The sequence below is a fragment of the Algoriphagus pacificus genome (genome assembly GCF_017254845.1).
Lineage (GTDB): Bacteria > Bacteroidota > Bacteroidia > Cytophagales > Cyclobacteriaceae > Algoriphagus > Algoriphagus pacificus.
In genome coordinates, this window is sequence record NZ_JAFKCU010000002.1 from 779812 (window position 1) to 805869 (window position 26058).

General features: G+C 38.9%; 23 protein-coding genes. 6 read left to right on the top strand and 17 right to left on the bottom strand.

Going from position 1 to position 26058, the window contains the following annotated elements; translation table 11 throughout:
- Positions 1 to 17: 17 nt before the first annotated feature.
- The 5 genes from J0A69_RS10085 to J0A69_RS10105 all read right to left on the bottom strand — a co-directional run bounded on the left by J0A69_RS10085 (position 18) and on the right by J0A69_RS10105 (position 9392).
- A complete protein-coding gene (locus tag J0A69_RS10085) occupies positions 18 to 2057 on the bottom strand; it encodes a M3 family metallopeptidase (protein ID WP_206586431.1) in 2040 nt (679 codons plus the stop codon).
- A 373-nt stretch (positions 2058 to 2430) separates the two neighbouring features.
- Positions 2431 to 4866 (bottom strand): zinc-dependent metalloprotease, encoded by a 2436-nt coding sequence (locus J0A69_RS10090; protein ID WP_206586432.1) that lies wholly within the window; start codon positions 4864 to 4866, stop codon positions 2431 to 2433.
- A gap of 64 nt (positions 4867 to 4930) precedes the next feature.
- Positions 4931 to 7039, bottom strand: a complete 2109-nt coding sequence (locus J0A69_RS10095; protein WP_206586433.1) for a ComEA family DNA-binding protein — start codon at positions 7037 to 7039, stop codon at positions 4931 to 4933.
- Complete coding sequence (locus tag J0A69_RS10100; protein ID WP_206586434.1) at positions 7030 to 7845, bottom strand: PorV/PorQ family protein; 816 nt, start codon at positions 7843 to 7845, stop codon at positions 7030 to 7032. Before J0A69_RS10100 ends, J0A69_RS10095 begins: the two co-directional genes overlap by 10 nt.
- 86 nt (positions 7846 to 7931) lie before the next feature.
- Positions 7932 to 9392, bottom strand: a complete 1461-nt coding sequence (locus J0A69_RS10105; RefSeq protein WP_236032787.1) for a POTRA domain-containing protein — start codon at positions 9390 to 9392, stop codon at positions 7932 to 7934.
- 66 nt (positions 9393 to 9458) lie between these two features.
- Here J0A69_RS10105 and yidD point away from each other — a divergent pair, with 66 nt between their 5' ends.
- Positions 9459 to 9680 carry a membrane protein insertion efficiency factor YidD gene (gene yidD / locus J0A69_RS10110; RefSeq protein ID WP_206586435.1) on the top strand — a complete coding sequence of 74 codons (222 nt, stop codon included), beginning with the start codon at positions 9459 to 9461 and terminating at the stop codon, positions 9678 to 9680.
- Here the strand turns inward: yidD and J0A69_RS10115 are convergent.
- Genes J0A69_RS10115 through J0A69_RS10135 form a run of 5 tightly spaced genes read right to left on the bottom strand, consistent with a single transcriptional unit; the run spans position 9677 to position 14910 of the window.
- Positions 9677 to 10780, bottom strand: coding sequence for a prolipoprotein diacylglyceryl transferase (locus tag J0A69_RS10115; protein ID WP_206586436.1), 1104 nt, complete (start codon positions 10778 to 10780; stop codon positions 9677 to 9679). The genes yidD and J0A69_RS10115 overlap by 4 nt on opposite strands.
- Position 10781: 1 nt before the next feature.
- A complete protein-coding gene (gene nadE, locus J0A69_RS10120) occupies positions 10782 to 12626 on the bottom strand; it encodes an NAD(+) synthase (RefSeq protein WP_206586437.1) in 1845 nt (614 codons plus the stop codon).
- A 28-nt stretch (positions 12627 to 12654) separates the two neighbouring features.
- Entirely contained in the window at positions 12655 to 13395 is a 741-nt protein-coding gene (gene rnc, locus J0A69_RS10125; protein WP_236032789.1) for a ribonuclease III, read from the bottom strand.
- A gap of 8 nt (positions 13396 to 13403) precedes the next feature.
- Positions 13404 to 14654: a beta-ketoacyl-ACP synthase II gene (gene fabF / locus J0A69_RS10130; RefSeq protein ID WP_206586439.1), complete on the bottom strand. Its 1251-nt coding sequence runs from the start codon at positions 14652 to 14654 to the stop codon at positions 13404 to 13406.
- 19 nt (positions 14655 to 14673) lie between these two features.
- Positions 14674 to 14910 carry an acyl carrier protein gene (locus tag J0A69_RS10135; protein WP_092791287.1) on the bottom strand — a complete coding sequence of 79 codons (237 nt, stop codon included), beginning with the start codon at positions 14908 to 14910 and terminating at the stop codon, positions 14674 to 14676.
- Between the two features lie 152 nt (positions 14911 to 15062).
- Here J0A69_RS10135 and J0A69_RS10140 point away from each other — a divergent pair, with 152 nt between their 5' ends.
- From J0A69_RS10140 to J0A69_RS10155, 4 genes are all read left to right on the top strand, one after another.
- Positions 15063 to 15491, top strand: coding sequence for an IPExxxVDY family protein (locus J0A69_RS10140; RefSeq protein ID WP_206586440.1), 429 nt, complete (start codon positions 15063 to 15065; stop codon positions 15489 to 15491).
- 7 nt (positions 15492 to 15498) lie between these two features.
- Positions 15499 to 16929, top strand: coding sequence for a pyruvate kinase (pyk, locus tag J0A69_RS10145; protein WP_206586441.1), 1431 nt, complete (start codon positions 15499 to 15501; stop codon positions 16927 to 16929).
- 194 nt (positions 16930 to 17123) lie between these two features.
- Complete coding sequence (locus tag J0A69_RS10150) at positions 17124 to 18986, top strand: fasciclin domain-containing protein (protein WP_206586442.1); 1863 nt, start codon at positions 17124 to 17126, stop codon at positions 18984 to 18986.
- A 164-nt stretch (positions 18987 to 19150) separates the two neighbouring features.
- Complete coding sequence (locus J0A69_RS10155; RefSeq protein ID WP_206586443.1) at positions 19151 to 19921, top strand: LytR/AlgR family response regulator transcription factor; 771 nt, start codon at positions 19151 to 19153, stop codon at positions 19919 to 19921.
- A 16-nt stretch (positions 19922 to 19937) separates the two neighbouring features.
- On the opposite strand, the gene J0A69_RS10160 is transcribed toward J0A69_RS10155, so the two are convergent.
- Genes J0A69_RS10160 through J0A69_RS10180 form a run of 5 tightly spaced genes read right to left on the bottom strand, consistent with a single transcriptional unit; the run spans position 19938 to position 23696 of the window.
- Entirely contained in the window at positions 19938 to 21521 is a 1584-nt protein-coding gene (locus tag J0A69_RS10160; RefSeq protein ID WP_206586444.1) for an NFACT RNA binding domain-containing protein, read from the bottom strand.
- The gene (locus J0A69_RS10165) at positions 21521 to 22285 is read right to left on the bottom strand and encodes an MBL fold metallo-hydrolase (protein WP_206586445.1); all 765 of its coding nucleotides are present in this window, start codon (positions 22283 to 22285) and stop codon (positions 21521 to 21523) included. The genes J0A69_RS10160 and J0A69_RS10165 overlap by 1 nt, the downstream gene beginning before the upstream one ends.
- On the bottom strand, positions 22282 to 22560 hold the full coding sequence (locus J0A69_RS10170; protein WP_206586446.1) for a hypothetical protein: 279 nt from the start codon (positions 22558 to 22560) through the stop codon (positions 22282 to 22284). Before J0A69_RS10170 ends, J0A69_RS10165 begins: the two co-directional genes overlap by 4 nt.
- Before the next feature lie 3 nt (positions 22561 to 22563).
- On the bottom strand, positions 22564 to 22941 hold the full coding sequence (locus J0A69_RS10175; RefSeq protein WP_206586447.1) for a response regulator: 378 nt from the start codon (positions 22939 to 22941) through the stop codon (positions 22564 to 22566).
- On the bottom strand, positions 22941 to 23696 hold the full coding sequence (locus J0A69_RS10180; RefSeq protein WP_206586448.1) for a response regulator: 756 nt from the start codon (positions 23694 to 23696) through the stop codon (positions 22941 to 22943). The genes J0A69_RS10175 and J0A69_RS10180 overlap by 1 nt, the downstream gene beginning before the upstream one ends.
- A 44-nt stretch (positions 23697 to 23740) precedes the next feature.
- On the opposite strand from J0A69_RS10180, the gene miaA reads away from it, so the two are divergent.
- On the top strand, positions 23741 to 24652 hold the full coding sequence (gene miaA / locus J0A69_RS10185; protein WP_206586449.1) for a tRNA (adenosine(37)-N6)-dimethylallyltransferase MiaA: 912 nt from the start codon (positions 23741 to 23743) through the stop codon (positions 24650 to 24652).
- Here miaA and J0A69_RS10190 read toward each other — a convergent pair.
- The gene (locus J0A69_RS10190) at positions 24637 to 24900 is read right to left on the bottom strand and encodes a hypothetical protein (RefSeq protein WP_206586450.1); all 264 of its coding nucleotides are present in this window, start codon (positions 24898 to 24900) and stop codon (positions 24637 to 24639) included. The genes miaA and J0A69_RS10190 overlap by 16 nt on opposite strands.
- 73 nt (positions 24901 to 24973) lie before the next feature.
- A complete protein-coding gene (pfkA, locus tag J0A69_RS10195; protein ID WP_206586451.1) occupies positions 24974 to 25948 on the bottom strand; it encodes a 6-phosphofructokinase in 975 nt (324 codons plus the stop codon).
- Positions 25949 to 26058: the final 110 nt, after the last annotated feature.

The window sequence follows — 26058 nt, forward strand, 5'->3', positions numbered from 1 at the left end:
AATTAGTAATCTTGATTTCAAGAAGTGTAAATCAATCCTGATCTTTTCAACAAAGCATCTTGTTTTGGTTCCCTTCCTCTAAATCTCTTGTAAAGAATTGAAGGATGTTCACTTCCTCCCGCTGCTAAAATATTCTTTTGGAATGAAGTGGCAGTTTCTTGGTCAAAAACTCCTTTTTCCAAGAATAACTCGAATGCATCAGCATCTAAAACTTCAGCCCATTTGTAGCTGTAGTAGCCAGCAGAATAACCTCCTTGGAAAATATGAGAAAATGAGGTGGACATCAAAGTCCCCGGAACTGAGGGAAGTAAGTCTGTCCGCTTCATTGTTTCTTTTTCAAAAGCTGCGATATCCTCGATTTCTTCAGCTTTATGGCTGTGGTAGGCCATGTCCAAAAGACCAAAGCTGATTTGTCTGACAGTTTGATATCCCTGTTGAAAATTCGCTGCTTTTTTGATTTTTTCGATCAAATCCGCAGGTATTTTTTCACCGGTCTCAAAGTGCTCGGCAAATAAGTCCAAGCATTCTTTTTCATAGCACCAGTTTTCAAAAATTTGAGAAGGTAATTCAACAAAATCCCAATAGACACTTGTTCCTGATAGAGATTCATAGGTTGTATTTGCAAGCATACCATGCAGCGCGTGACCAAACTCATGAAAAAGAGTTGTCACCTCATTAAAAGTTAACAAGCTAGGCTTGGTCTTAGTAGGCTTAGTAAAATTGCAAACTATAGAGACATGCGGTCTATTCTGAACCCCATCAATGACACTTTGACCTCTATAACTAGTCATCCAAGCCCCATTTCTTTTGCCAGGTCTTGGGAAGTAATCTGCATAAAACACAGCCAAATGATTGCCAGCTCTATCTTTTACTTCATATGCTAAAACATCTGGGTGATAGACTGGAATATCACGATTTTGGGTAAACTCAAGACCGTATAGCTTTTGAGCTGTTTGGAATACCCCAGAGATGACTTTTTCCAATTGAAAATAAGGTCTAAGCAATTCATCATCGATGGCATATTTTTTCTTTTTCAAAAGCTCTGAATAATAAGCAAAATCCCATTTTTCCAGTTTTGTTATTCCATCCAATTTGGATGCAAAGGCCGTTAATTCCTCCAATTCCTGACTTGCCTTTGGTCTGGCTTTTTCCAATAAGGACTCTAGAAAAGAAATAACCTCATCAGGGCTTTTCGCCATTCTTTCAGAAAGGATGAATGCTGCATGCGTTTCATAGCCAAGAAGCTTGGCTCTTTTTTCTTTGAGTGTTAAAATGCTTTTGATGATTTCCTGATTATCCAAGGCATCACCTTTTGCACATTTGGTGTTATAGGCTTTGAATAAAGTCTCTCGCAATTCTCTATTCTTAGCATAAGTCATAGCTGGTATATAGCTCGGGTAATCCAAAGTAAAAGCCCATTTTCCAGCTTGTCCTTTTTCTTCAGCTATTTGTGCTGCAGCTTCCTTAATACCTTCAGGTAGGCCGTCAATTTCATCTTCTTCAGAAACGAAATGAACAAATTTGTTTGTTTCCTCCAGGACGTTTTCTCCGAATTTGAGACTTAACTGTGCAAGCTCTTGATCTATTTTCCGAAGGATTTCTCCATCAGTCTCATTCAATTTGGCCCCATTCCTGACAAACGATTTATAAGTTTTGTCAAGTAAAGTATTTTGCTCTGCGTTCAAAGACAATTCATCTTTGCTTTCATATACGCTTGCTACTTTTTGAAAAAGCTTCTGATCCAATAAAATATCATTGGAATGCTGAGTCAAAAGTGGAGAAATCTCCCTCGCGAGCTGTTGTAACTCAGGATTAGTTTCCGCAGCATTTAAATTGAAAAATATGGAACTGACAATTCCTAAATGCTTACCAGAACGGTCCAGAGCCTCAATGACGTTTTCAAAACTTGGAGTTTCAACGCTCTTAATTTCTTCTATTTCAAGTTTAGCTTCCTCTATCGCGGTTTTGATGGCAGGAAGGAAATCTTCATTTTTTATTAGTGTGAAAGGTGCTGAATCAAAGGGTGTGGCAAATTTCGCCAATAATGGGTTTGTCATAATTCAAAAAGGGATTTGGATACTTAAGCCAGAGGAGTCCAGGAAGGTTCCACCAGAAGTCCTGTTTTTGTCATTTCAATCTGCAATTTACTGATTTGCTCAGTAAAGATTTCCCACATTCAGACAGGATGCGGAATATTTTTCGTCTAAAGAAATTTTTTTTGAACTCTACAAAATAACCTTAACCAAAAGTGGCTTATGCTCGATTGACAGTGATCTAAAATTTCTAGATATAATAATATTCCCGAAGCTCTGACACTTCAATTGTTCCTGATATTAAGACTGGATTAAAACTGGTTCTTATTAATAAAAACATGTCCTTAAAAAAAAGAGCTTCCAATTTTGGAAGCTCTTTTGTCATTTTATTTGCTGATTAATAATCAAAATCACAGGACATACTGTCGGATCCAATTGGCGATCCATCTGGAGCTTTCAGGGTTTCCTGAACAGTTAGTTCCTCAGGTAATTCCAAAAATGCATTGATTTTGGCAGCTAGATACTTCGAGTGCTGGGAAAATAAACCACTTGAATTTCTAGTAGCTAGGCTCTTACTTCCGTTTGCCAAAGCATCCAGTTGTGCTCTAGTGATGGCTCTTACAGAATTGGAAGCATCAGAGTTTTTTGCCAAAGCAATCATATGATCCACCATCTTGGTTTCAGTCATCAATTTGATTTCAGTTTGTAAACCAGAAGGAACAGAAGCACTGAAAATCTTATCGCTCACCTTTTTCAAAATCACATCATATCCCGGCAAATCGCTGTTTTGAAGATTTTGAAGGTAAACTCGGTTCATTCTAGCTTCATCAAATAGGAAAGATAAAGTCAAATCTACGACCGTCTCAGCTGGTGCAATTGGATCGAAAACAGGACCTGTTCTAGAGACAAATGTTTCTCTATTTCTTCCATACCCATAAGGTCTTGGAGGTATCAATGCAAGAATGTGTTTTGGCACTTCCAATTGGTCTGGAGAAATCGTTAATAAAAGCGCATCTAATGCATCCATTTGATCTTTGGTAGAAACCCAAGAATGATTTGGCTGATTATCGCCTTTTACTTTATATGTATAATCCATGCCACCAACCAATTTGGTAGTGGCTTCTACTTGGTAACGATGCATTAAATAAAGAGGTACCAAAACTTCTTCTAACAAAGCCTCAGGCTGACCGGCAGGAATGGCATTCAATCCAAAGCTTTCAAGTTTGTTTGCTCTTAGATCCAGCATTCTTTTCAATTCAGAAGCTGCTGAAGCACCATTATCCCAAAGGTGGGAGCGAGGATGAGCTCCACTTGGATCACGAGAGTCAGAGTCTGTGATAAACTCATAGCCAGCTGCATAAGTGTCCTGAAGGGTTTTTTCAAGAAATTCTGCTTCGCTCATTCCTGCTGGAGGAACGCCATATCCGTATTTGATTGCCCATTTGTCCCATTCACCAATTTTTTGATCATAAGCATTGCTGAGATCCAAATCTCCATTGGAATTTTGAGTGATGACAGGGTAGGGATAGTCCATTACGGAAGATCTGTTTTCTGCTGAAGTGGCATAGCTATGAGCCAAACCAATCGTGTGACCGATTTCATGGGCTGACAATTGACGAAGTCTGTCCAAAGCCAATTTTAGCATTTTAGGATCTGGCTCAGTGCCGTTTTCATAAGGTTGAATTAAGCCTTGAGCAATTAGGTAATCCTGGCGAACTCTCAATGAACCCAAGGAAACGTGTCCTTTTAGGATTTCACCGGTTCTTGGATCTCTGACACTGCTACCATAAGACCAACCCCTAGTGGATCTGTGAACCCATTGCACCACATTGTAGCGAACATCCATTAAGTCCATTCCTTCAGGAGCAAGTTCCACCCGGAAAGCATCCTTGAAGCCAGCCGCTTCAAATGCCTGATTCCAATAATTTCCGCCTTCAATCAATGCAGAAGCAACTGGTTCTGGTGTTCCTCGATCCAAATAGTAAACGATTGGCTCGACAGCCTCAGACATTGCTGCAGTAGGGTCTTTTTTCTCGAGTCTATGTCTTGAAATAAATCTTTTTACGATTGGCTCAGTAATCGGAGTGGTGAAATCCATGTAGCTGATTGAAAAATATCCGCCTCTTGGATCAAATTCTCTCTTCTGATAGTCTAAATCAGGAAGCTCAATAAAGGAATGTCTCTGACGGACTGTCACAGCATCTGAACCGGGAGTTACTGATCGAAGTTCTCTTCCAGTTACCTGTCCAGTAAGGGTGATTACAGCTTCCACTTCTGTGTTTTTAGGGAAGTTTTTAATCATCGGATAATAAAGTCCAGATCTACTGGCATCCGCTCTAAAAGTTCCTTGTCTTCCTTGAGTCAATCTATTTCCTACACCATGTGTGTCTTGAAGGTAGAAAGTGGTGGCATCCACAATGAAATTATCTCCTTCTTTTTGCGCGATTTCAAATCCCCAAAGAATGGATTCAGCAAAAGCATCTTTGATGGATTTAACTTCTGCAGGATTATCAGAATAGGCTCTATAATCGTAGTTTTTTTGAACCAAAAAGACTTTGTTTCCAGTCCTTCTAAATTCAACTATTCTTGTTTCTCCTAATTGACCGCGATCTAGACCCAGATCGTTGGAGCCAACTCCAGCGGTAAGAGAACTTACATAAAGAAATTCCTTATTCAGGTCCTCTACTTCTAAGTAGATTTTACCCTTTTCTTCATCCAGGTAGAAATCAATGAATCCTTCAGCCTTTGAAAACTTACTCAGATCAAGATTTTGAGCAATTGCAAAAGGAAGAATAAAGGTGAAAATGAGAAATGATAGTACTGTTTTTTTCATGGTTTAGTGGTTTGATGACAAATTATCAAAAAAACAGGCTGAAAATTGTACCATTGATGGAAATTTACTGATGGAGCATGTATCGAAGTAAAAATGTGGTCTCAGTTTGATGGTTGGATTCTATTGTTTGCAACCCAGAACTTATTGATTCACGGTCTGTATAAACTGTTCTGGCGAATCTAAGATAAGCGGTCAACTGGCTGTTGAAACTGTATTGTCCCAAAAGGTAATATCGCATGCCCTGACCAGAAAATGCAGGAACTGAGAAGGTCCAGAGTACATTGTTTTCAAATGCATATTGGCGATTATCGTAATCGTCTGTATCAAACATCGCAACCCTTCCAGTCATTCTCCATTTTTCTTTTCCATATTGGACATCCTGCAAAATCATGAAACCATTGCTTTTTTTGTTTTCAAAATCAACTTGACTTCCCAAGATTCTGGATCTTAAAAAGACCTGCGAGTTGATGCGATATTCCAAACTGATCATTGTATTCGTTTTGGAAATCGTACCAATCTGATAGGGGAGTTGGGCTTCCCCCGAATCAGAAAAATTCCGGTCTTTTTTTTCAGTTCTTACCTGTAGAAAAGCGAGTAAAGTTTTGGACGGCTGGTAGCTTATTCGGGTCAACCATTCCGATCCATCGGATGGAGCATAAACTCTGTAACGAAGCCAAGGAAATTTAAAAGCATCGTAATAGGCATTGATTTTCCAAGTCTTTGTTGGGGTTATTTGAATGCCCATATACAATCCTTGCTCATTGATTGGGTTTGTACCTTCGGAAAAGGCATTGGAATAAAAACTGTGGAAGTTTCTGTCATATTTTCTCCAAACTAAAGAAAAATCAACTTGCTTGCTAAGACTCGTGATAAAGCCAAAAACGGAACCTGCCCCTTTTGATTTAGAAAGACCTGACTCTCCAAATAAGAAGAAGTTTTTCCAATTGAAATTGAAATATAGGCTGCCAACCCAATTTTGTTTTCCAGCAAAGTCAAAGCGGTTGTAAATCGTTGGGCTTTTTATCCACGGATTATCAAATTTGGTGAAGAGAAAATTGCTACCAACTTGAAGCTTTCTGGAGAAATCGTATTGAATATTTGACCCAAGATTCATCTCCCGAAACTGGTTTTTTGTCGATAGCTCACTTGGGGTCCGATGGAGTCCGCTTTGACTCAAGGAAGAAATGACTTCAAGTTCATTGGATAGCGTATCTCTATTCAACTCGGATCTACCATCTCTAGGTGCATGGGAGGCGATGATGGAGCTTTGCCATTTGCCAGCTTGATATGTGGCGCCAATTCCTCTGAAAAATCCAGCTTCCAATGCAGCTGTATAAGGTAAAATTCCCACACTACTTTTGCGAACCGTTGGAACGGTTTCGGCTCCTTTCCCTAAGGAATACCCGGCACCGAACACCAAACCCTGGCCGAATTGTGCCTGAAAATCACCTAGGCTAATCACTTTCCATTTTCTGAATTGGAACTTCGTGAAATGAAAAGAAAAGAAATTGAATCCGTATCGTTTGGTTTTATTGTCCCAGGTAAATTCCTCTCCAGCGTCTTTATCCAGAGTGATTCCTAAACTAAAATCCCGTGCATGCTGAATTCTAAATCTTACATAAAGATCATTTGGATCGCCTAAGTACCGAGTAGAAAGAGATCCGTTTTTGGCAGTGTCTGGTTCGGAAAATCCTCTTCTTTCCTCCCAAACTCTTCTATGGCGAACCAATAGATAAGCTTGTTCTTCTTCCAAAATTCGATTGATTAAACTCTTATTGGAGGGGTTTCCAGAAGTTCCCAGCGTGATAAAAGGTAAGATTTGCTGGATGGTTTGTAAATCAAAATTTGGAATTGCCTGCAGCTCATAGAGAGAAAGTAAATCTCCAAATTCGGATCGATAAGTGAGTAGGGAAGATATCTGAAGCGGACTAAGTAGATAAGTTGCCTGAAGCGCTTCTGTATTTGCTTGATTGATGTTAATCGGATTAGAATTTAGCTGAAACAGAACTTCATAAATGGATTCGTAATCCAAATCTTCGTCTTGAACCGAAAACAGCCTCTCAGCAAAACTTTCAAGATCAATACTTTCTTTGGGAGGAGTTTGGGCAAAAAGCTGGAAGCCCTGAAAAATCAGGAAGAAAAGAAGGAAAGATCGTCCTAATTTCAATCCCATTGGAATCCCAAACTTACGTGATGTGTACTTCCCAAAGCTGTGTTTTGTCCCATTCCATAATCCAAAAGGAACTTACCAGGCCTAATACCCAGTCCAAAAAATAACCTGGATGGATTGCTGTTTACTCCAGCTCGCAGCAAAACCAAATCATGAATCCCGTATTCTAACCCGGCTTTTACCACAGGTTTGATCAAGATATCCTTCTCAGTTTCGAGATGGATTTTGAGTGTGGAAATAGGGACATAGGTTAGGCCTAGATTAATAGCAGTAGGTAAATGATCTTGGGAGTTATTACTTATTTTGGCTCGATTGATATTTGAGAAATAGCCACCAATCTGGATTTTTGGCCCTAAATCTGCCACGCCGCCTAGACTGAAAACGAAAGAATTTCCGGTTCCAAAATCTTGAATTTGAGTTTGAAACCAATCTGCTTTCACTCCAAAACTGGAAATCCCGAGTTTTTGGGAATAACCAATTCCAAACATTTGCTGGTTAAATAGCTTTCCTCCGAACCTTGAAAGGCCAAGACCGAAGCTTCCCTTTTCTGTTTTCAGAGATGCCGCTAAATCAAGCGTACTTAATTCATTTAGACCAAATCTTTGATCATAGCCTACGGCAATTTCTGAAGCAGAAATCCGGTCCAATGCCCCAATATTATTGAAGACAGTCCAAGCATCTGGAAGATTGACTTTAAGATTTCCCATTCCCTGGCTTCTTGCTCCATGGGCTTGGGTCAAAGGATCAGTTTGTGAATTCGCCTGGAAATAAAAAAAGCAAGCGATGCATAAAAAAGTTAGCCGCCACATTTCAATAAAAATTTGAATGAATAATTAAGTTAACTAATTTTTCATTCAAACTATTTGTGGAGACAAATTATTTAGCTATCAGTAGGTTAGAATGGAGTCTTGAAGTTGAAAAAGAAGTTTCCACTTCCCGTATTGTTGAATGAGTATTCAAATCTCAGGACCGAATCGTAAAAACTCACCATGTCAATACCTAGTCCATAACCCATCAAGTATTTGTTTGCCAATCGGGCATTGGAAGGAATGTTGTTTCTGTCTTTTACAAATCCATGATCGAAGTTTGCTGAGAGGTAGAATCTGATTGGAATTGTATTGAATTGATCCAATGGAACAGTTCTCGAAATATCGAAGGCATAGTCAAAGAATTTCCATCTAAAGCTGTTTTTATGAACATAAAGCTGCTGTCCCTCAATGACATTCAATTCATAGCCACGGATAAAATTAGGGCTGTAGCCTATACCCCTAACTAACGTGTAGGGTTGCGAAGCACTCAAAAACCAATTGGCTGTCAAACCTGTGTTAAAGTGAAACTTTTCGCTAAGTTTAAAATACTTATTAGCAGTCAAATTGACCTCTACCTCATCTAATTCCTCGGTAAAAAACACGCCATACTTAGTAGCTGTAAAGACTAAGAGTTCACCATCTGTGGCATAGGAAATGTTGTCTCTTCTGTCGTGGCGAAAGCTATATGTCAAGAACAAGTATCTAAGTGTATTGCTACCGTGCTGGAAGTAGTTCGGACTTTGCTCCAAAGCCAAGGGGTTGATCCAGGTGTGGTTAAAACCTAAGGTGACAAAATGGAAATTATAAAAACTCCTTCTGTAGGTATAGCGAATCGCAGCTGCCAAATTTTTTCTTAAAACCTCCTCATTAGGTGCTGTATAGAACACTTGCTTATTGTTTTCAGATTTTATCGCCAGCGTTTTATTGTTGTAATAAGTAAACTGAGCAGCTAAACCATGCTTTTGGTTTTTGTCAATGTAAGGTTTACTGTACTGCACGTCCAATGCTTTAGTAAAACCAAGTTGACCGGCGAATTTTAATTTTTCATTTCTTCCAGCCACGTTATTATGACTTAATCGAAGTCCATAATTGACTCTGGAGAAATCCCTGCCTTGATTTGTCCACCACTCAGCGAAATTTCTATCTGCCAAGTTAAAAATCAAAGATGGTAGAATATACCATCGCTCTTTCACTGTAATGAGTACTTCTACTTCTTCATCACCAGTAATCAGAGGAGTGATTTCAACAGAGGTAAATAACCTGAGGTTGTAGATTTTCTTCTGGTCTGCTTGGATGATTTCCAAAAAAGTCTCCCAGTCATAATAATAGTCTGTAGTAAAATCCAGCTCTCTCAGAATTATGCTTTTCTTTGTTTTCTCATTTCCGATGATGAAAATATTATTCACCTTGACTTTTTCAGGTGTTTCTTTATTCGCCGGACGCAAAGCTGTATCTACCTGTGCGGTAGACCTAGGGATTCCAAGCCCAAGAAAAATGCTTGAAAAGAGCAAACCAACATAAATAATATTTCTAATCTTGGAAGACAAAGTGGAATTCTGATTGAATAATTTTAGTTACTAATTTGACAGATTATTAGTGGGGCGATGATACCAATGAAAACTTTAATTCGAAAGATAGCCATATTTCCCGTTTTGGTCTACCAATACACCATTTCTCCACTTTTTCCTACCAGTTGCCGCTATACACCAACTTGTAGTCAATATACTAAAGAAGCAATATTGAAGCATGGAGTTTTCAAAGGCGGCTGGTTGGGAATCAAACGGATAGCAAGCTGTAACCCTTGGGGAGGTCACGGCCATGATCCAGTACCTTAATTTTTTGCAGGCTTTAGTCCATTTTTCAAAGCTCGGATCACCAAAATGATACCCGCGATAACCAATGGAATACTAAGAATCTGCCCCATGTTTAATGCCATAGTTTCTTCAAAGTCTACTTGAGCTGCTTTGAAATATTCCCAAATGAATCGCATTCCAAATACTGAAATCAGGAATAAGCCTAATAAAATGCCCTCTGGTAATCTTTCTTTATACTTGTTCCAAATGCCAAACAAAACCAAGAAAATGGCAAAATAAGACAGGGATTCATAGATCTGCGTAGGGTATTTGGTACGGCCAAATGTCTTTACAGTAGCAAGGTAGAAATCTCCCTTATCAGTCAAAGTCAGATTCAAAGGTGGTTCAATTGGTTCCGCTAAGTATTCTCTGGAAGAATTAAACTGAGTCAAAGCATACTTAATATCTCTACGTAAAGTGGATTCCAAATCATCAACTGAATAACTTCCTTTCTCGATTTTCAAGTCAATATTTAAAGGGACAATTCCATTGTTCTGTAATTCGGATTGTCTATCCTCTGGCTTGTAAGCATCTATTGATTCAATAGGAACTCTTAGTGTAGCGAGAATATCTTCCGCTTCCCAAGCGTAAACGAACCCAAAATCACTTCCGGTATCTTTTCCGCCGATTTCTGAATTCATCAAATTACCAAATCTAATCAAGGCTCCAGTCATCGCTGTGACGATCACAATTCTATCCACAACCCATAAATAACTCTGTCCTGGAGTTCTTTTAGCATATAACCATAGGGCAAAAAGAATAGCTATAGCCGCTCCATGACTCGCAAGTCCGCCTTCCCAAACCTTCAAAATATCGATTGGGTTGCTCAAATATTTCTCAGGCTCATAAAACAACACGTGACCTAATCTGGCTCCAATGATTGTTGCCAAAACCATATAAATGGTCAGCTTATCAACCAGAGTTTCATCATGTCCTTCTTTTCTGAAAAAGTGAACCATAAACTGCTGGGAAATAATAAATCCCAGGGCAAATAAAAGACTGTACCATCTTAGTCTCTCAAAACCCGCAAAGACTGCAGGATTAGGGTCCCAAACGACATAATTCAGCAATGATTCAATCATATTATAGTTGATCTAATTGTTCTAATTCTTCGGCATAGCCTCCTGATAAAATTGGGAAGCGATACCAAGTTTTTGGATCCACATTGAATTCATCCAAGTGAAAGGAAGGAGCAAGACGCTCACGCTTCCATTGATTTCTGGACCAAAGACGAAAGAATTTTTTGATGTATTCTTTCAGCAAGGCTGGCTCAATTTCTAATTCATCCTTCAAAATCAAAAATGTATCCATAGGAGATCTTTTGTCTCTAATGGCCAGTTTTTCGATTTCAACAATGACAGCATAGGGCATCAAGTCCTTTTCATCCGTTTGGGTTCTTTCCAAAGGCCTTAACTCAGCACTTGGCTGAAGGGAGTTGACGAGCTTTAAACCCGGTTGGTTTAATTTTTTCTCCGCCCAAGATAGCCATTGTAGAATGAAATACTTGTCGACAGCTGCAATAGGAGAGATGCTGCCACTTGTATCCCCATCCATCGTTGCATAACCTACGTCACCTTCACTTCTATTGGATGTAGAGAGCAAAAGCGCATTATTTATATTCGCAAGCATCCAAATTATCGGTGAACGGGTTCTTGCTTGGATATTTTGCAATGTAATATCGTCCTGTTCCCAAGTAAGTTTTCTGCCTATTGCATGCTCAATTTTTTGGGTATAGGAACTCACTTCGTCATCGATTTCCCAATGATAAAACTTTGCTCCGATACTTTCAGCCAATGTTTTGGCGCTTTGAAAGGTGTCATCGGATGAGTTTTTTGTTCCTTGATAAGCGGTGGTAAGTAATTCACCAACCAAATATTTTTCTACATCCTCAATTTCAGATGGAGGAAGTGAGATGTTTATTTTTTTGCAAAATAAAAGCAAACCCAAGTCTTGGATTCCTCTTTTGACCATTTCTGAAACCAGAATGGCTATGGTAGAAGAATCGGCACCACCGCTAAGGGATAAGACAAATCCTCTGCTCTTACTTTTTCTCAAATAATCAAACAATCCCAAGGCTGAAGCCTGGACAAATTCCTCCTCTTTCGGTTGAATTGGGGCTACATCTTGAATTCTATCTTCTAGGTAAAAGCTCTTTACCTGAAAACCCTGAAACGAAAGTAGGTCATTCCTTGAAAGGATTTCGCCGGACTTTCCGAGCATGATTTCTCCGTCAAAAATCATTCTACCAGCCTCATTGCCCAATAAGTTTGCGTAGCAATAATAACAATCGAAAATCTTGGAGCTATTGGCGATTAATTCTAATCGCTCTTTGGTTTTGCCCATTGCAAAATGACTTGCGCTGGGGTTGAAGATCAAATCAACTTTTCTTTCACAAAGTCTATAGCCTGGTCGGATTGATCCTCTCCATGCGTCCTCACAGATTTCAAATCCATAATGAATGTCTTTGTGATAAAAAGTCAAATCACCCAAAGGATAATTCGCCCCTTCAAATTCTATTTGGACCACCTCTTTCGCTTTCCATGGTGTAAACCAGCGGAATTCGTAATGAACTCCGTCAATTGCCATGTATTGCTTGGCCACAAAACCTTTCAGCTTTGCATTTTCTATGACGGCAACTGTATTGTAAACTTTCTCTTGAATTCTAACCGGCAAGCCCACAGCAACGGTAATGCCTTCGCATTCCGGGATTAATTTTGAAAGTTGCTGTAAAGCTTTTTGAGGAAACCAATAGCTTAAAAATAAATCTTCGCTTCCATAACCTGTGATTGCTAGCTCTGGAAGACAGAGAATTTCTGCTTTTTCGGATTTTGCCTCCCTGATTGCCCGGATAATCCTGTCAAGGTTTCCGCTCCAATCCAATGGAGTTTGATTGACGGTGGCAGCTGCAATTTTTATGGGAGACTTCATGGATTGAAATGAACGTAAAAGTACACCACTAGTTGGTTATATTCAGTTGATCGCAGGCATTTTTGGAAGCTTCCTGCTCGGCTTTCTTTTTAGTACTGCCTTTTCCCTGAGCAGCCTCTTGTCCATCAATTTCCAAAGCGACGATAAACTCCTTGAATCTTTGGTTTCCATGCACATGAAGAACTTTGTAATCAACCGATTTATTTTCTTTTTGCGACCATTCGATGATTTTACTCTTGTAATTGGTCACTGTTGCGATCATCCCATCTAAATCAAAATGAAGTAATATCCTTTTTAAGATGAATTTTTTAGTGAAATGGTAGCCTTTGTCAAGGTAAACAGCACCCAAAAATGCCTCTAAAATATCTCCATAAAGGGATTTGTTTCCGATGAAGTTCCTATCGCCAATTTCAATATTCAGGATTTTTTTTAATCCTATTTTGATGCCTGTGGCATTCAGGGATTCTCGGTTGACTAGCTTGGATCTTGTTTCGGTAAGAAAGCCTTCGTCACGGAAAGGATATTTTTGGAAAAGATACTCTGCTACAACTGCCCCAAGAATCGCATCACCCAAAAACTCCAGTCTTTCATTGGAGATTTTGAAACCTTTCATGGTTTCTTCTCCCAATCCGGAAGGGGTGAGGGCAAGTTTGTAGAGTGTAATGTTAAAAGGCCTGCTGCCCATCATCATTTTGATGGAGGCAGCAAGCCTTTTATCTTTTTTGCTAAAGAAGAGAGTGTTGATTCCGAGTCTCTGAAGAATTTTCAAGTTCCGGTTCAATTATATTTTTTGAAGATGACGGAACAGTTATGTCCACCAAATCCAAAGGTGTTGCTTAAAGCGTAATTTATTTCTCTCTTTTGGGCTTTATTGAATGTTAAATTCAACCTTGGATCAAAGCTTTCATCATCTGTGAAATGATTGATCGTCGGAGGAACTATTCCATTTCTGATTGCAAAAATGGATGCAATCGCTTCAATGGCTCCTGCTGCACCCAATAGGTGACCAGTCATTGATTTGGTACTACTGATATTCAACTTGTAAGCATGGTCGCCAAAAACTTTTTGAATCGCTTTTGTCTCTCCCACATCACCTAGAGGAGTGGAAGTACCATGAACGTTGATGTAATCAATTTCCTCTGGTTTTAGGTTTGCATCAGCCAATGCAATTTCCATTACATTGCTGGCTCCTAAGCCCTCTGGATGTGGCGCAGTGATATGATAAGCATCTGCAGTCATTCCACCGCCAACTAATTCAGCATAAATTTTAGCACCCCTTGCTTTGGCATGCTCGTATTCTTCAAGGATTAAAGCACCGGCTCCTTCGCCAAGTACAAATCCATCTCTATCCTTATCGAACGGTCTTGAGGCCGTTTCAGGAGACTCATTTCTTTGAGAAAGTGCTTTCATGGCATTAAATCCGCCAATTCCAGCTTCAGTAACTGCCGCCTCAGAACCACCGCTGATGAAAATATCAGCTTTGCCTAGACGGATGTAATTGAATGCATCGATCAATGCGTTGGTAGCAGAAGCACATGCCGAAACAGTGACAAAGTTTGGACCTCTGAAACCATATTTAATAGACAAGAATCCTGCACTAATGTCAGCAATCATCTTTGGAATAAAGAAAGGGTTGAAACGTGGAGTGCCATCACCATTGGCAAAATCCTTCACTTCATCCTGAAATGTCTTTAATCCTCCGATACCGGACCCCCAAATTACTCCAGCTCTGGATTTGTCGATTTTTTCCAAATCGAATCCAGCGTCATTCATGGCCTCTTCTACAGAGATCATTGCATACTGGGTAAACGGATCCATCTTCCGAGCTTCTTTTCTATCAATAAACTGCTCTACATCAAGATTTTTGATTTCGCAGGCAAATTGAGTTTTGAAAAGAGAGGCATCGAATCTGGTGATCGGCGCAGCACCGCTCACCCCATTAATCAATCCGGACCAGAATTCTTCTGCCGTATTGCCTATTGGGGTGAGGGCACCTATACCTGTTACAACAACTCTTTTTAAATTCATACAATGAATTTATGGGTTATTATTTTACGTTAGCCTCGAGGTAGGAAACAGCTTGTCCTACCGTGCCAATTTGCTCAGCCTGATCATCTGGGATGGAGATATTGAATTCTTTTTCAAACTCCATGATCAATTCTACAGTGTCCAGAGAGTCAGCTCCAAGGTCATTGGTGAAGCTAGCTTCTAAAGTAACTTCAGACTCTTCTACGCCAAGTTTGTCTACGATAATGGCTTTTACTTTTTGTGCAATTTCAGACATTTTGTGATCAGTTTAGTTATTAACACTTCGCAAAGAAATATATTTAATGCCTAATTGGCAAAGAAAAGATTCAAGTTAATTTTAATATAAAAGTCAGTTCTGCTTCGTTGGATTTAAATTTCTAACTTTGACCTCATCTATTTTCTTCCTCAATGAAGAAGACAAAATTACTTGTAGAACATACGTATGATTTTGAACTTCTAGGCCTCCAGTCCCCTGTAAAGGACTATAAGATGGCCTGGTTGATCAATCGTGACTTAGATATAAACTTGGTCAGAAAAGAGGATCTTGAATTAGAGTTTCTTACCTCACCTAGTCTGAAAATATCACAATATTTCCTTTCTTTACCACATGGTTATATTCAACTTTTGAAAAACAAAGCACTTAATTCCGGTAATCAAGTCACCTATCTGATACCAGAATTAAAATTTATGGATTATTTCTTATTGGTACAAGACCATACGTTTCAAACGAGTATTCATACATTTGTAAACCAACTAGCAAAAAATTCATTTGTACAAAACATTGTCAAACTGGATATTTCAAAAATTAAATCAAAAGAGAACCTATTAACTTATTAATGTTCCAATGAGCTATACTCAATTCAACAAGACTAAAATTCTTGCAACAATCGGCCCTGCTTCAAATAACTACGAAACCATCTCTAGTCTGGCAGCAGCCGGAGCGAATGTTTTTCGTCTTAATTTTTCTCATGGTAGTCATGATATTCACAAAGAAGTAATTGAAATCATCCGTAGAGTCAATAAAGAGCAAAAATTAAACTTGGGAATCCTTCAGGATTTGCAAGGACCAAAAATCCGTGTCGGCGAAGTCGAAAACAATGGTGTTGAAATTAAATCCGGTGAGAAAATCACTATCACAAACGATCCTGTTGTAGGTACCAGTAGTTTGGTAAGTACTGTTTATCAGAACCTTCCTCAAGATGTGGTGACTGGAGACAGAATTCTAATTGATGATGGAAATCTGGAAGTGGTAGTAAACGATACCGATGGAAAAAATGTCAATTGCACCGTTATTCATGGTGGTATTTTGAAATCCAGAAAAGGAATCAACCTTCCAAATACCAAAGTTTCTGCTCCATCTCTTACAGAAAAAGATATTGAAGATTTAGCCTTTGGATTATCTCAAGAAGTAGATTGGATCGCACTATCTTTTGTAAGATCTGCTGAAGATATCGTTGATCTTAGAGAAAGAATCGAAGCTGAAGGTAAGGTTTGTAAAATTGTCGCAAAAATCGAAAAGCCTGAGGCTCTAGAAAATATCGATTCCATCATCGAAGCTACCGATGGTATCATGGTTGCTCGTGGCGATTTGGGAGTGGAAGTTCCAATGGAAATCGTTCCGCTTTGGCAAAAGAAAATCGTTGAGAAGTGTAAACTAGCTTGTAAGCCAGTGATTATTGCTACTCAGATGATGGAAAGTATGATTGTGAATCCAAGACCAACAAGAGCAGAAACCAATGATGTGGCTAATGCAGTTTTGGATGGTGCGGATGCTGTGATGCTATCTGCTGAAACTGCTTCCGGAAAATATCCTGTCAATGCGGTGAAAGCGATGAGCAGCATTATTGGGTACCTAGAAGCCAATGCTGAGATCTATCACAATCTTTATAAGATTCCAGAAGACGATGAGACTTTCTTGAGCAATAACTTGATTTTGATGGCATCTAGACTTTCTAGAAACGTTAAAGCTAAGGCAATTGTAGGTATTACATCTTCAGGATTTACAGGATTCAGAATTGCTTCCCACAGACCTTTGGCGAATATTTTTGTCTTTACCAGCAAAAAATCTTTGATCACCCAAATGTCTTTGGTTTGGGGTGTAAGAGCATATTACTATGATAAATTAGTCTCTACTGATGCTACTTTTGAGGATATCGAAAATATGCTTAAAAATGATGATCACGTGAATACAGACGATATTATCATCAATACTGCTAGTATGCCTTTGAAAGAAGAAGGTCGTACCAACATGTTGAAAATTCATGTGGTTAACTAAATGAAACTGCAAAAATCATAAATGAAATACCCTCCGTTTGGAGGGTATTTTTTTTGTTCAGATTAAAAGGGAAATAGATTTTTACAATTCAAATTTGAATTAAGACAGTTCAAAACTAGAAAAAGACAGTTCAACTCTTTTTAAAAATCTAATTTGAGATGTCATAGTTAAGGAGGTAACTAACCTAAATAACTATGTACAACTATTTAAAATATTTTCTACTGGGATCATTGTTTTTCATGATCCTTTCTTGCAGTGACGACTACCAGGGTCCGATCCCTTACCCAACCTTAACTGAAGCAGCTCAAGAAGCCGGTTTAACCACTTTAGTAACTGCTGTGAATGCTATTCCTGGTCTTACAAATACCCTTCAATCCCAACCTGAAATTACTGTTTTTGCGCCGACCAATGATGCTTTCGCAAATGCATTGGCTGAATTTGGTGCGTCAGATCTAAATGATCTAGTAGCAAAACTTGGTGGTGCAGCAAATTTGGAAACTGTTTTAGGATTCCATGTTGTACCAGCAGTAGCTTTTTCTAGAAACTTGAATGAGGTGAATATTTTCACGACTGTTTCAGGCCAACAATTAAGAGTAAATTCTACTCCAGGTTCAGTAACTGTTGTGGATGCTGCAGGTAACACTGCTAGAGTAGTTCAAGCTGATGTTCAAATTGAAAATGGAGTTGTGCATGTAATTGACCGTGTGTTGATTCCAAGTATCGAACTACCAAAGCCAACTTTGGTAGAAGCAGCAACTAGTGCTGGTTTGACAACTTTGATTTCAGCAGTTACTGCTGTAGATGGATTAGCAGAGCAACTACTTTCTGCTGATGCAATTACTGTTTTTGCACCTACAAATGAAGCTTTTGCAGCAGCATTAGATGTTTTTGGAGCAGCCGATCTAAATGAATTGGTGATTAAAATCGGAGGTGCCGTAAATCTTGAAAAAGTTCTTGGATTCCACGTTGTTCCAGCTGTAGCATTCTCTACCGACTTAGCCGCAACAAATTCATTTACAACATTATCAGGACAAAATATCACAGTTGAGAAAAGTGGTTCCACAGTTTCAGTAACAGATCCTTTGGGACGAGTTGCTCAAGTAGTAGCTGCAGATATTGCGATTTCAAATGGAGTTGTTCATGTCTTGAACGGAGTAATGTTGCCTGATTTGATGCTTCCAAATATTGTAGAAGCTGCAACAGCTGCCAATCTTTCTGTTCTGATTGATGCAGTAACAGCTGCCGGTTTGGGAAATGCATTGTTGAATGCTGATGCAATTACTGTTTTTGCTCCAACAAATGATGCTTTCATGGCTGCCCTTGATGCATATGATGCTGATGATTTAAATCAACTAGTAGCTAAGATTGGAGGAATTGAAAACCTTCAAACAATCCTTGGATTCCACGTAGTACCTGCAGTTGCATTCTCAACAGATTTGGCAGCTACAAACACATTTACCACCCTTGCAGGGCAGGAGTTGACAGTAACCGCTGGATCCTCAGGAGTAACTTTAACCGATGCTTTGGGAAATACTGCTAATGTTGTTACAGCTGATGTTGCGATAGAAAACGGTGTTGTTCACGTAATCGACGGAGTGCTATTACCGGAATTTTCTCTTCCTAACTTAGTTGAAGCTGCTACAGCTGCAAACTTGACAGTTCTCCTTGACGCAGTCACTGCAGCCAATCTTGGTGGAGCTTTGTTAGATGCTGAAGCAATTACAGTTTTTGCTCCTACTAATCAGGCATTTTTGGATCTACTTGATGCTTTGAGTTTAAACTCTTTGGAAGAATTGATTTCAACTTTAGGAGCTGAGGCAGTTACTAAAGTACTACAATTCCACGTAGTTCCAGCTACAGCATTTTCTTTTGATTTGGCATCAGGTTCTCAAATGGTACCAACTCTTTCAGGTGAGATGCTAACAGTAACTAGAAACGGATCTAATGTGACTGTAACAGATAAAGCAGGAAATACTTTCAATGTAGTCGCAGCCGATGTAGCCATTCAAAATGGAGTAGTACATGTCATCGACGGTGTACTCCTTCAGACACTATAATTTAACTACCACAATAACTCAAAAATAGGGCGATTTTATCGTCCTATTTTTTTTGTGCTAATCTCAAAAATTCAAGATTTAAAACAATCTAAAAGGAAGCGTGTTACAGTATTGTTTCACAGAATCTAAGTTGTTTTAAATCTTACCTCTGTTTTTTAGAGCCCATGAACCTACTTTTAATAACCAATGATCAGGAAGCAAAAAGCAGAATTATTTCTCTGTTAGAAAGATCTTTCCCTGGTTGGAGAATCTTGGATGAAATTCAAACTGAATCGGCTTCCAAATCAAGATTAAAGGATTTGGAGGTTTTTGATTTTATCATCGGAGACATGGATTTGCTGAATAATTGGAAATCTTTGGATGAATTGAAATCGCAAGATGAGATTCCTTTGGTGTTTATGTCTGATTCGGATCAATTTGCAATTCAGGCATTTGATTACAATTGTTTGGATTATTTGATCAAACCGATTCAGGAAAAAAAGGCGGTAAGAGCCTTCCAAAAAGTAAGCAAATATTTAAGTTCTAAAACTTCTCAAAAAATTGAAAATCAATTAATTGAGAGAATTATGGAAAGCTACTCTAATGAGAGTTATAAGAAGAGATTTCTGGTGAAAATTGGGAACAGGTTTACTTTTGTTCCGACTGAAAAGGTATCATTTTTTTACTCTGAAAATGGAGTGACTTATATGGTAGAGAGCAATTCTTCCCAGAAATATATTGTTGAAAATTCTCTCAATGAACTTCAGGATAAGCTGCTGGATCCCACTAGATTTTATAGAGTTAATCGATCCATGATCATCAATCTAGATGATGTTTCTACTATCAAACCTTATGTGAATGGTCGCCTTATTCTCTCCCTTAATACCAAAAGTGATTATGAACCAATTGTAGCGAGAGAAAGGGTATCTGAATTCAAAAATTGGATCAACCAATAAGGAAATCAAATTCTTTTTATGATTTAGCCATGGCGATACTGTCATCGGGTCCGATCGGTTTGACCATCAATACATTTTCCCGATCTACTTTAACTGAACCTGCAGGTGAACCTTTTACTTTTCTTACAAATTTTGCTTCTGTGTAGATTACTGGCGCAAGAGATTCACTTTTGTATTTGGAATAAAAGGCCGCTAGAGATGCCGCTCGTTCCAAAACATGAGTTGGAAGTGATTTTTGCCCTTTCATTTTGATGATAGTATGAGATCCTGGAACAAGTCTCGCGTGCAGCCAAATATCATCTTTGTGTGCAAAACCTCTGAGCATTTCATCATTGTCTTTAGCTGATTTCCCAACCCAGATCGTAAAACCTTCAACTTCAAATATTTTGAAAGGCAGGGAACTGGACTCTTTTAGAAGCGATTTTTCTGGGACATCTTCTTTTTTGAATGACTTAAGTCCTCTGAAATCATCGACCGATTCCAGTTTTTCTATTTGTCTTTGCAGCTCCGTTTCTTGTTGTTTTTTAGCTTCAATGGTTTTCTCGATTTGTTCCCATTCCAGCTTACGATTCTTGCTTTTCCGATACAGTTGAGCTGCTAAATCCTGAGGTTTTTGTTGAGGTTTTAGGGTGACTTTTACTTGTTGACCGGTATAAAAATCCAATAATTCAACATCCATTTTACCTCCTGAAAATTCATGGAGATTTGCCATGATCACATCTGCCAAATGGGAGGGAGGAGCACTATTTTTAAGTTCATCCAGCTTCGCTGTGGCTTTTGCCAGATAGGATTTCGTTTTTTTTAATTGATCTTGAAGCTTTTTGAGTAAATCATTTTTATCCTTCTCAAAATTCCCTTTGACCAAAGCCAAATAGAATAGTTCATTTACTGCCGTAATTGGATCCGAAAAGACTTTGATAGGATTTGATTCAGGAAGAAGACTAAGAATCACTCCCGCATCAGTTTCCACCAAAGCAAAAAGTGGAGAATCTAAAATATCCAAAACTTCCTCCATCAGCCGCCATTTTGTTTCAATGGATGAACTGGGATAGTTTCTTTCTTTCAACCAAGCCCTTGGAATAGCCCCAAGTGTTGGGAGAAATTGAGAAGCATTCCCATCCAATTCCCAAAACCGATCTTTACTCAAGTCTATTTCGCGATTGAGTGTATGCCAATCAAGATCTTTATCTTCTGAAATCGCATTTCTGAAAACTCGACTTGGGACTTTTTCGCCAGCTTGGTAAAAAAAAACGTTACTTCTGTTGCCATGGAGTTTAAAAAGCAGAATCCCTCCCGATTCAAGAATGAAAATGAAAGCCCTTTCGAAAGTCAATACCTGGCAGGAGATGATTTTATCGCCTATTAATTCCTGAAATAAATTGATGCTGTTTCTTTTCGCTCTTCTAAATTGATCTGGAAAGCTCAGATAAATTTGGGGAGTTTTGAAATGGGCTCTTATCCAACATTCTTCTTCTCCTGAAGTGGTTTCGATCACCAACTCGTCTTTGTTTTGTGAGAAACAGGATTGAATTGTTTTCCCTGCAAATTTTTCATTTAAAGCAGGGCAGAGGTATTTCAGAAAATGATAATTGAGATGCATCAGGGCAAAGTTACCTGAAGCCCATCGTAGGCCAAAGCAATTCCTTCAGGTAATTCCTCTTCAATTGCTGCATGCAGTCCGATTTTATGAGACATATGCGTGAAATAGGTCTGTTCAGCACCGATTTCTTTCGCTTTTTGGATGGCTTCGTCCAAGGTGAAATGCGAAATGTGAGATTCCTTCTGAAGTGCATTTAACACCAATACCTTACTGCCACGGATCAGTTCAAAGGATTCATCAGGAATGTGATTGCAATCAGTAATGTAAGTGAAGTCACCTATCCGAAATCCCAAAACCGGAAGTTTATAATGAAAAACAGGAATTGGGGTAATTTGAATTCCTTCGATTGTAAATGGAGATTCGTCAATTTCTACGGGAGCGATCTGAGGAACTCCAGGATATTTTTTGCTGGAAAACACATATGCAAACTCTCTTTTTATTTGCTCTAAAACCTGTGATCTTCCAAAAATGGGCATGTCTTTTTGCTGCGCAAAGTTAAAAGGCCGAATATCATCCAGTCCAGCCGTATGATCCTTATGCTCGTGGGTAAATATGACGGCGTCTAAGCGCTTTACTCCCGCGCGAAGCATCTGACTGCGAAAATCCGGACCAGTGTCTATTACAAGGCTTAATTCACCTATCTGGAAGTGCACACTTGAACGAAAGCGCTTATCCCGAAAATCCAATGAAGTACAAACCTGACAGTCACAGCCAATCACTGGTACTCCCTGTGAAGTGCCGGTTCCTAGAAAAGTAACTTTCAAAATTTAAGGGTAGTTTGTCGGAGTTCGCGAAGGAAATCGTGATTGGTTTTATCCGCAAAGTCCTGGGGATTAAAATTCAATTCAGCTAGTATATCGATCAAGGCATTGATCTTTCCTTCGAGTGGAAAATATTTATTGATGATGACGATTTTGGTATCTCTTAGTACACAATACCCGGATTTGAAATTCCCTTTTTCATAGCGCAGCATGTATTCGGATGCGGCAAAGAGGTTTTCAAGTTTATCCAGAAAATGCTTTGTGTACTTGACAGCCATTTTTCAACTCAAATATTTCTTGACAGTGGCTAATACCTTGTCGTAATCCAATGGTTTTTGGATAAAATCATCGAATCCGAATTTTCTAAATTCATCCATGGTGTAATTATGGACATTTCCTGAAATAGCGATGATTGGAAGTTTGGACTTTACAGGATCTTCCAATTTACGGATGGCTTGAGTACAGGCTGCTCCGTCCATCACCGGCATGCTGATGTCCATCAAAATCAAATCAAAATCCTCTTTATCCAACAAATCCAAAACTTGCTGACCATTTCTAGCTGCTTTCATCTCATATTTTTCAAAAGCCAAAACGCTTTTGGTCAAATTGATAATGACGGAACTGTCTTCGCCGACTAGAATTCTTTTAGGTTTATCCATTATTCAAAAATAGTTTCTTCTTGTATATAATCATCAAGTTTTGATAGTTCATTTTTAAGGTTGGGAATTAAAAGCTGGGTTTCATCCCATTTGTTATTTCTAGCCAAGAATTCACATTCTTTTGCTATTAAAAATACCTGGTTTGCACCCAAAGTCCCACTATTCCCTTTTAATATATGGAGTTTTTCTATGAGACAGTTCAGATTTCCTTCGGATTTGATAGAAATAATTTCTGACATGAGTTTTTCGCTTTCCTTCAAAAAGTCCAGATAGACATTTCTTATGGTTTCACCGGAATTGTATTTCATGAGTTGTTTTACAATGCCATGATCCAAAACAACTTCAGGTACTCCAGTTTCCTCCTTTTGAGTCTCTTCATTTTTTTTATCCGATTTCTGAAGCAATTTTTTGACTGTTTCCAAAAACTCTCTAGGACGGATTGGCTTGGTCAAGAACTCGTCAAAACCCTGATCCAGAAAGCTATACTTGTCCTCCATATCGGCATATGCTGTAATAGCCATGATAGGGCAAGTACTGATCTTATTCATTCGAATTTGTTTCATAGCCGTTAGTCCATCCATTTGAGGCATTTGAATATCCATCAGGATTAAGTCAAATTGCTCTGTTTTTAAGATGTCCAAAGCTTCAAGACCATTTTTCACACTCTTGAAAGTACATAGCTGCGCGACCAGATTCTCAAAAAGTTTTCTATTGAGATCATTATCATCTACGATCAACACTCTTTTGCTTTTCATCTTGTAAGTTTGGATTTTTGACTCCCGCCTAATCAAATTAAATCTTGGCAGCACAAAATTACCTTATCCTGATAGTAGGACCAACTGCGGTTGGAAAAACTGATTTATGTATAAATCTAGCCAAAAAATTTAATACAGAAATCATCTCCTGTGACAGTAGGCAATTTTATCGTGAAATGAATCTCGGCACTGCAAAGCCCACAAAACAGGAATTGGAACAAGTTCCACATCATTTTATCAACTCACTTTCTATTGAAGACTCGTATGATGTCAAAATGTTTGAAAAGGAAGCGATAGAACTTTTAGAAGACCTTTTTGAGGAGCATCAGCAGGTGATTATGACGGGTGGATCAGGTTTATTTGCAGATGCTGTAGTGGATGGTCTAGATGAAATGCCAACCTTAGATCCTTCGATTCGGGAGGGAGTTATTCAAGATTATGAGACCAAAGGATTGGAGTTTTTGCAGGAAGAAGTGAAAAGAAATGATCCGGAATATTTCGAAAAAGTAGATCAAAATAACCCACAGCGTCTGATGAGGGCTTTGGAAATATTTCGTGGGACTGGAAAGCCATTTAGTAGTTTTCGTGTCAAATCGAAAAAAGAAAGACCTTTCAAAACCCTAAAAATCGGCCTCGAAAGGGACCGAGAAGAACTTTACAGCAGAATCGATTTCCGCATGGATCAGATGATTGAAGCAGGATTGTTTGATGAAGCGGATGCCTTATTTGGAAAGCGACATCTCAACGCGCTACAAACAGTCGGCTATTCGGAAATCTTTGGCTTTATGGAAGGGAAATACGATAAAGAAGAAGCTATTCGCTTGTTAAAAAGAAATTCCCGTCGCTACGCCAAAAGGCAATTGACTTGGTTCAGAAGAGATCCTGAAATCACCTGGTTTCACCCTCAGGAAGAATCAAAAATCATTCAGTGGATTTCCGATCAGATCGGAGAATAACCTGAGATTTTAGCTACCCAATTATAAGGTGCTTTTTTGATCAATTGATTGTATTGGAGTCGGTTTATCTTCAGTTCCCTCACCAATTCCTGACTTTTTTTAGGGAGAGATTTATCTGGATGGGCTTTGGTCCAAGCAGAGAAAACCTGCTCAGGCTCAATCATTTCTCCAAGGATAATATTTAGTTCGGGATGAGCCAATGCCAGTTTAGATGCAATTTCTCGTTGGGCATTCAGCTTGCGCTGCATGGTAGTTCGAACTGTAAGAAAAAACAGGAGGCAGGCGCCTCCCATTGTTAAGAATATTGGAATAAACCCCATATTAAATACTTAGAATTTCCATCAATTTAAGATGTTCTTTATTGAGAGGTTTTTCTTTGCCAATGCAATCTCCAAAAGGTGTGTAGACGATTTCTTGGTTCATCACGCCTGCCATGCAGTTCATACGTCCTTCCAATAATCCCTCTACTGCGGCCATTCCACACAAACTACCCAACACTCGATCTTTGGCAGTAGGGCTTCCACCTCTTTGTATATGTCCCAAAGTTGTCACTTTGAAGTCTTTTTCTTTGTCATTGATCTTCTCTTTGACTTTCTGACAGATAGCTTCAGCATTTCCTTCTTCATCTCCTTCAGCAACTACTACGATACTCGAGCTTTTGCTTTTTCTGAGATTTTTGAGGCTTTTGACCACAATATTTAAATCAGTTTTGGTTTCCGGAACCATCACATATTCTGCTCCTCCACCGATTCCGCAATCCACGGCAATAAATCCGGCATCTCTTCCCATGACTTCGATAAAGAAAATTCTGTCATGAGCCGCAGCAGTATCTCTGATTTTATCAATTGCTTCCAAAGCTGTATTTACAGCAGTATCAAATCCAATTGTATAATCCGTGCCATAGATATCATTATCGATTGTACCCGGACATCCAACGGTTGGGATTCCAAATTCTTCCTGAAAAATCTTGGCTCCTGTAAAAGTACCGTCACCTCCGATTGCTACAATCCCTTCGATTCCATGTGCCACTAGGTTGTCATATGCTTTTTTTCTGCCTTCAGGAGTTTTAAACTCCATTGACCTTGCAGATTTCAGCACCGTCCCACCTCTTTGAATAATATTACTTACTGAGTGTGAATGCATCCTCTTGATGTCACCCTCGATCATTCCTTCGTATCCTCTATATATTCCGTATACTTCTAGACCTTTGAAAATAGCTGTTCTGACCACTGCTCTCACGCAAGCGTTCATGCCAGGACTATCTCCACCAGAAGTAAAAACTGCGATTTTCTTCATTTCAATAGGTTTAAGTCCCCAAAAATAGGAATTCTGAAAGGAATAAAGGAGTTCGGGGATTTTAAAAGCCCAAAAAAATCAGCTTTATTGAAAAACAAGAAATTAAGATT

Bases quoted from the DNA above. Each gene is read 5' to 3' on its own strand.
- J0A69_RS10160 (WP_206586444.1), bottom strand. From the start codon at position 21,521: ATGCATCTCAATTATCATTTTCTGAAATACCTCTGCCCTGCTTTAAAT.
- nadE (WP_206586437.1), bottom strand. From the start codon at position 12,626: ATGAAGTCTCCCATAAAAATTGCAGCTGCCACCGTCAATCAAACTCCA.
- J0A69_RS10115 (WP_206586436.1), bottom strand. From the start codon at position 10,780: ATGATTGAATCATTGCTGAATTATGTCGTTTGGGACCCTAATCCTGCA.
- yidD (WP_206586435.1), top strand. From the start codon at position 9,459: ATGAAAACTTTAATTCGAAAGATAGCCATATTTCCCGTTTTGGTCTAC.
- J0A69_RS10155 (WP_206586443.1), top strand. From the start codon at position 19,151: ATGAACCTACTTTTAATAACCAATGATCAGGAAGCAAAAAGCAGAATT.
- J0A69_RS10180 (WP_206586448.1), bottom strand. From the start codon at position 23,696: ATGAAAAGCAAAAGAGTGTTGATCGTAGATGATAATGATCTCAATAGA.
- pfkA (WP_206586451.1), bottom strand. From the start codon at position 25,948: ATGAAGAAAATCGCAGTTTTTACTTCTGGTGGAGATAGTCCTGGCATG.
- J0A69_RS10175 (WP_206586447.1), bottom strand. From the start codon at position 22,941: ATGGATAAACCTAAAAGAATTCTAGTCGGCGAAGACAGTTCCGTCATT.
- J0A69_RS10100 (WP_206586434.1), bottom strand. From the start codon at position 7,845: ATGTGGCGGCTAACTTTTTTATGCATCGCTTGCTTTTTTTATTTCCAG.
- fabF (WP_206586439.1), bottom strand. From the start codon at position 14,654: ATGAATTTAAAAAGAGTTGTTGTAACAGGTATAGGTGCCCTCACCCCA.
- J0A69_RS10140 (WP_206586440.1), top strand. From the start codon at position 15,063: ATGAAGAAGACAAAATTACTTGTAGAACATACGTATGATTTTGAACTT.
- J0A69_RS10095 (WP_206586433.1), bottom strand. From the start codon at position 7,039: ATGGGATTGAAATTAGGACGATCTTTCCTTCTTTTCTTCCTGATTTTT.
- pyk (WP_206586441.1), top strand. From the start codon at position 15,499: ATGAGCTATACTCAATTCAACAAGACTAAAATTCTTGCAACAATCGGC.
- J0A69_RS10090 (WP_206586432.1), bottom strand. From the start codon at position 4,866: ATGAAAAAAACAGTACTATCATTTCTCATTTTCACCTTTATTCTTCCT.
- J0A69_RS10150 (WP_206586442.1), top strand. From the start codon at position 17,124: ATGTACAACTATTTAAAATATTTTCTACTGGGATCATTGTTTTTCATG.
- J0A69_RS10190 (WP_206586450.1), bottom strand. From the start codon at position 24,900: ATGCAGCGCAAGCTGAATGCCCAACGAGAAATTGCATCTAAACTGGCA.
- J0A69_RS10135 (WP_092791287.1), bottom strand. From the start codon at position 14,910: ATGTCTGAAATTGCACAAAAAGTAAAAGCCATTATCGTAGACAAACTT.
- J0A69_RS10170 (WP_206586446.1), bottom strand. From the start codon at position 22,560: ATGGCTGTCAAGTACACAAAGCATTTTCTGGATAAACTTGAAAACCTC.
- J0A69_RS10085 (WP_206586431.1), bottom strand. From the start codon at position 2,057: ATGACAAACCCATTATTGGCGAAATTTGCCACACCCTTTGATTCAGCA.